General features: G+C 59.2%; 5 protein-coding genes and 1 pseudogene. 1 reads left to right on the top strand and 5 read right to left on the bottom strand.

Annotated features, from left to right (window positions below; genetic code table 11):
* Positions 1-180, bottom strand: coding sequence for a nuclear transport factor 2 family protein (locus tag RH90_RS24820; RefSeq protein ID WP_010188212.1), 180 nt, complete (start codon positions 178-180; stop codon positions 1-3).
* Positions 181-335: 155 nt separating this feature from the next.
* Here RH90_RS24820 and RH90_RS19380 point away from each other — a divergent pair, with 155 nt between their 5' ends.
* Positions 336-1,802 (top strand): catalase, encoded by a 1,467-nt coding sequence (locus RH90_RS19380; RefSeq protein ID WP_037493847.1) that lies wholly within the window; start codon positions 336-338, stop codon positions 1,800-1,802.
* A gap of 546 nt (positions 1,803-2,348) precedes the next feature.
* On the opposite strand, the pseudogene RH90_RS23660 reads toward RH90_RS19380, so the two are convergent.
* The 4 genes and pseudogenes from RH90_RS23660 to RH90_RS24045 form a co-directional block, all read right to left on the bottom strand.
* Positions 2,349-2,522, bottom strand: a pseudogene (locus tag RH90_RS23660) (integrase core domain-containing protein); the annotation flags it as partial.
* Positions 2,523-2,923: 401 nt separating this feature from the next.
* Complete coding sequence (locus RH90_RS24055) at positions 2,924-3,280, bottom strand: hypothetical protein (protein WP_010188210.1); 357 nt, start codon at positions 3,278-3,280, stop codon at positions 2,924-2,926.
* Positions 3,281-3,423: 143 nt separating this feature from the next.
* Positions 3,424-3,627, bottom strand: coding sequence for a hypothetical protein (locus RH90_RS24050; RefSeq protein ID WP_029625495.1), 204 nt, complete (start codon positions 3,625-3,627; stop codon positions 3,424-3,426).
* Positions 3,628-3,642: 15 nt separating this feature from the next.
* Positions 3,643-3,837, bottom strand: a complete 195-nt coding sequence (locus RH90_RS24045; RefSeq protein WP_029625494.1) for a hypothetical protein — start codon at positions 3,835-3,837, stop codon at positions 3,643-3,645.
* Between the last annotated feature and the right edge of the window lie 176 nt (positions 3,838-4,013).

Here is a 4,013-nt window from a genome sequence, read left to right as displayed (position 1 = left end):
TTATACAGTGAATGCCGCGTTGGGAAGAAAGAGGTGGCTCAAGCCCTGCCAGTCCCGGCCGTCGGCTAATCTGACGTAGCGCGCCTGAAGGTTCCGAATGTCCTCGATGGCGACCGGCCGTTGAAGGTCTTCCCTGGTCAAGCTCCCAATGATCGTAATGTCGACTGTCCGCGCGAACACAACGCACACTGCTCATAAGGATATAATGCGGCGGTCGGTCGATGACAGCGGGCCCTGCAAACGCTAATGGCATCCCCGCGCGCACTCGCAGCGCCTAACTCACGCTAGCCGTCGCTTACCCTAATGTCGCGCTCATCTGACGAAGGGGAATGACGATGGCCGACAATCATGAACAGACAATGGGTAGACCATTTACCCGCTTGACGACCGCTTTCGGCGCGCCCGTTGTCGATAACGAAAACAGTATCACGGCAGGGCCACGCGGACCGTTGCTGATGCAAGACGTGTGGTTGATCGAGAAACTCGCCAACCTCAATCGCGAGATTATCCCCGAGCGGCGCATGCACGCGAAGGGATCGGGCGCTTTTGGTACGTTCACGGTTACAAACGATATCTCGGCTTACACCCGCGCGTCCATGTTCGCCGAGATCGGCAAGCAGACCGAGATGTTCGCCCGGTTCACCACAGTCGCGGGCGAGCGCGGCGCAGCCGATGCCGAGCGCGACATCCGAGGCTTTGCGCTCAAATTCTATACGGATGAAGGCAATTGGGACATGGTCGGCAATAATACGCCGGTCTTTTTCGTCCGCGATCCCCGCAAATTCGCAGATCTCAACAAGGCGGTTAAGCGCGATCCAAGGACAAATATGCGCAGCGCAACAAATAACTGGGATTTCTGGACGCTGTTGCCCGAGGCACTCCACCAGGTCACGATCGTGATGTCGGATCGCGGCATTCCGCGCAGCTATCGGCACATGCACGGCTTTGGCAGCCATACCTACAGCTTCTACAATGCCTCTGGCGAACGCTTCTGGGTAAAGTTTCACTTCAAGACCCAGCAGGGTATTGAAAACCTCACGGACGAGCAGGCTGGTTCCGTTATCGCGAGTGATCGCGAGAGCCACCAGCGCGACCTGTACGACGCGATCGAGCGGAGCGAGTTTCCGCGCTGGAAGATGTTCGTGCAGATCATGCCGGAAGCCGAAGCCGAAACCTACCGCGTCCACCCGTTCGACCTGACGAAAGTCTGGTACAAGGAGGACTATCCACTGATCGAGGTCGGGGAGTTCGCGCTCAACCGCAACTCCGATAATTTCTTCCAAGATATCGAGCAAAGCGCTTTTGCGCCTAACAATCTTGTCCCGGGGATTAGCGTCTCACCGGACAAAATGCTGCAGGCGCGCCTTTTCGCTTACAGCGATGCCCAGCGCTATCGACTGGGGGTTAATCACCACCAAATTCCGGTGAATGCTGCGCGTTGCCCGGTTTCGTCAAACCATCGCGATGGCGCGGGCCGGATGGATGGCAATTACGGCGGGACGAAGCATTATCATCCTAACAGCTTCGGCCAATGGCAGGATCAGCCGAGTTATCGCGAACCGCCGCTTAGGATTACCGGCGATGCTGATTTTTGGGATTTTCGGCAGGACGACGACGACTATTTTTCGCAACCGCGTCGCTTGTTTCTGCTCATGAGCATCGAGCAACGCAACACCCTCTTTGCCAATACGGCTGCAGCGCTCAGTGACGCCCCCGCATTCATCAAGCAGCGGCACATCGACAACTGCACCCGGTGCGAGCCAGCGTACGGCGCGGGAGTAGCGCGCGCCCTGGGACTGTAGCCACTCCGGCTTAATCGCAATGGAAAGGATCGGGGCCGTTTACTTCAAACATGGGCCTCGACGATACCCAGCTGTTCGGGAAGACCGCCGGGCTCCGATCGCGTTTCTCCACCCTCGATCTGACTGCTCAGTTGGAGCGGGCACAGCGGAAGGTGAAGGGGCCCAACTTCCACCAGTTCATCTGGGTTTCAACATGAGCTTTATCGCTGGTAGCGCACATGTCGATTTGCTGACGGAGCAGATCGTAAGGTGGGGCGAGGTCCACTTGCGGGGGACATGGCGGACGTCGAAATATGTCTTCGAACTGGCCTGGTGAATACAGAACTCGAACTGCTAAGCGCTGCTTTCGTGTTGCGGCAAAGTAGACAAGTCATCATTTCCGCAAAGTAGAGATGTCATTGGTGGTTGAATAGTGGCGGTAGTCCATAGGAGGGACCGCGCGCCGGCCGACGCGCGGATCTAAGCGCTGGCGGCGGCGGGCGCGTGGGAAGTTCCTGGGGGCTATTGCCCCACCCCGTGCACGGCTTCTGACTTGACCTCCGTCTTTCATCCAGCGGCAACCAAAGACCGACCGTTGTTGTCGCGCAGGAGCGCGGGTGAAGCAACGGGCGGGTTTAAACCCGCCCGTTTCTTTTCGAGTTCGGCGGCGAATGCCGCCGGTGTGGCCTAGCCGAGCGAGGAGTGAGGTCGCTCGGTGTTATAGTCGTCGACCCAGCGCGCCTGCCAGAATCATCCTCGGCAGAGGGAGCCACAGCGACCTCGAGCAGGGTGCACGGCAGAGACTGCCGTTTCGGGGCGTTGTTGTTGCGCTTGCAATAGTGAGGAGCCGCCGACTGGATTAGCCGCGCCATTTCCAACGCTGCGCCGAGTTGGTTGTTGTCGCCCACCGCGGCCTGGTTCACCCGTCGCATCTCGTCGAACATGGAGTAGGGGAGCACCTTGTGGCCGTGCCCGATCTCCAACCGTCTGTCCGGGTATTCGAAGATCGACACGCCCTTGCGGGCGAGCTTGCGCGCCGCGCCGGATCGATCGGTTCGAGCATGAACATGAGCTTGTTGTAACGGAGTGTCAGCGCTGCAGTCAGTGCTCGCTCCCCGCGCCAGGTCATCGCGAAATCCACGTCATCGTGCTGCCAACGGACGATGCAGATTCTTATCGTGGAACGGCGCCTTGGCGAACTGCGCGTTGTGCTGCTCGATGAACGCCGGGAAGAAAGCCTTCGTCGCTTCGACCGTCGAGATGCCAACGAGCCGCATCTCCTTGACCAGGCGATCCTGCAGCGTTTCGTGCACTCGTTCAACCCGACCTTTTGCGGGCGCGGAGTTTGCGCAGCTGACCTCGATATTCAGGCTGTCGAGCGCCCGGCCGAAGTGGGTCATGCCGTCGACTCGGGCCGAAGCCACATTGTTGCGAAAGACGCTGTGCTTGTCCGAGTAGAAGGCGACCGGCTTGCCGTGCCGGGCGATGTACTCGCTCACCGTCGTCCTATACGCAAAGGCAGTCTCCGACCTTTCCAACTACAGATCCTTGAGACGGCTGGTCGCGTCGTCGATAAACACCAAAAGTGTCATCTTCGGGCCGCGATCCTCAAACCAGCGGTGCTGCGAACCGCGGAGCTGGATTAGCTCGCCGACGCAGTCACGCCGATATCGTGGTTGGTATACCCGACGTCGCCGGGCTTGTCTGGTCGTCCAAAACCGAGCTGGATCATCAGTTTACGAAGCGTCTCGTGGCTGATCCGAATATCATGCTGCTCGATCAGCTTCTCAGCCGCGAAAGATTGCCCGAAATCCTGATAATGCTCGCGTGGCAACGCGATCGCCATCTCGGTTTGTGACGGTTAGAGGCGGCGGTTGCTCTGTCGCCCGCGCTTGCCCGACACCAAACCTTCCGCGCCACGCTCGCGAACCGCCGCCAGCATCCGAAATACCTCTCGTCGCCATACGCACAGCAGGACTGCAGCATCATCCGTGCGCAGCTCACGGCGCTCGACCCGCTGCGGTGTGTCGAGCCGCGACAGCTCCTTGTGACCCATGTTTAACACCGGTATCTCGCAACCCGTCGATCGAGGGAGCGCGCATGCCACCAGTGCCATTTCTCCTTTGCGGGCAGTGACATCACTAGGTGTTTGATCCTGCAGTGTGGTGGTACGATTGACCAACACGGACGGCGGGAGGAGCTATGGGCCAGGTTCTACACGGCAGCGCCACG

Source organism: Sphingomonas sp. PAMC 26605, assembly GCF_000241485.1.
GTDB lineage: Bacteria > Pseudomonadota > Alphaproteobacteria > Sphingomonadales > Sphingomonadaceae > Sphingomonas.
Note: the sequence above shows the minus strand (reverse complement) of the source record. Positions and strands in the feature narration are given on the sequence as shown.

Coding starts and splice junctions, on each gene's coding strand:
- RH90_RS19380 (WP_037493847.1), top strand. CDS start 336: ATGGCCGACAATCATGAACAGACAATGGGTAGACCATTTACCCGCTTG.
- RH90_RS24050 (WP_029625495.1), bottom strand. CDS start 3,627: ATGGCGATCGCGTTGCCACGCGAGCATTATCAGGATTTCGGGCAATCT.
- RH90_RS24045 (WP_029625494.1), bottom strand. CDS start 3,837: ATGGGTCACAAGGAGCTGTCGCGGCTCGACACACCGCAGCGGGTCGAG.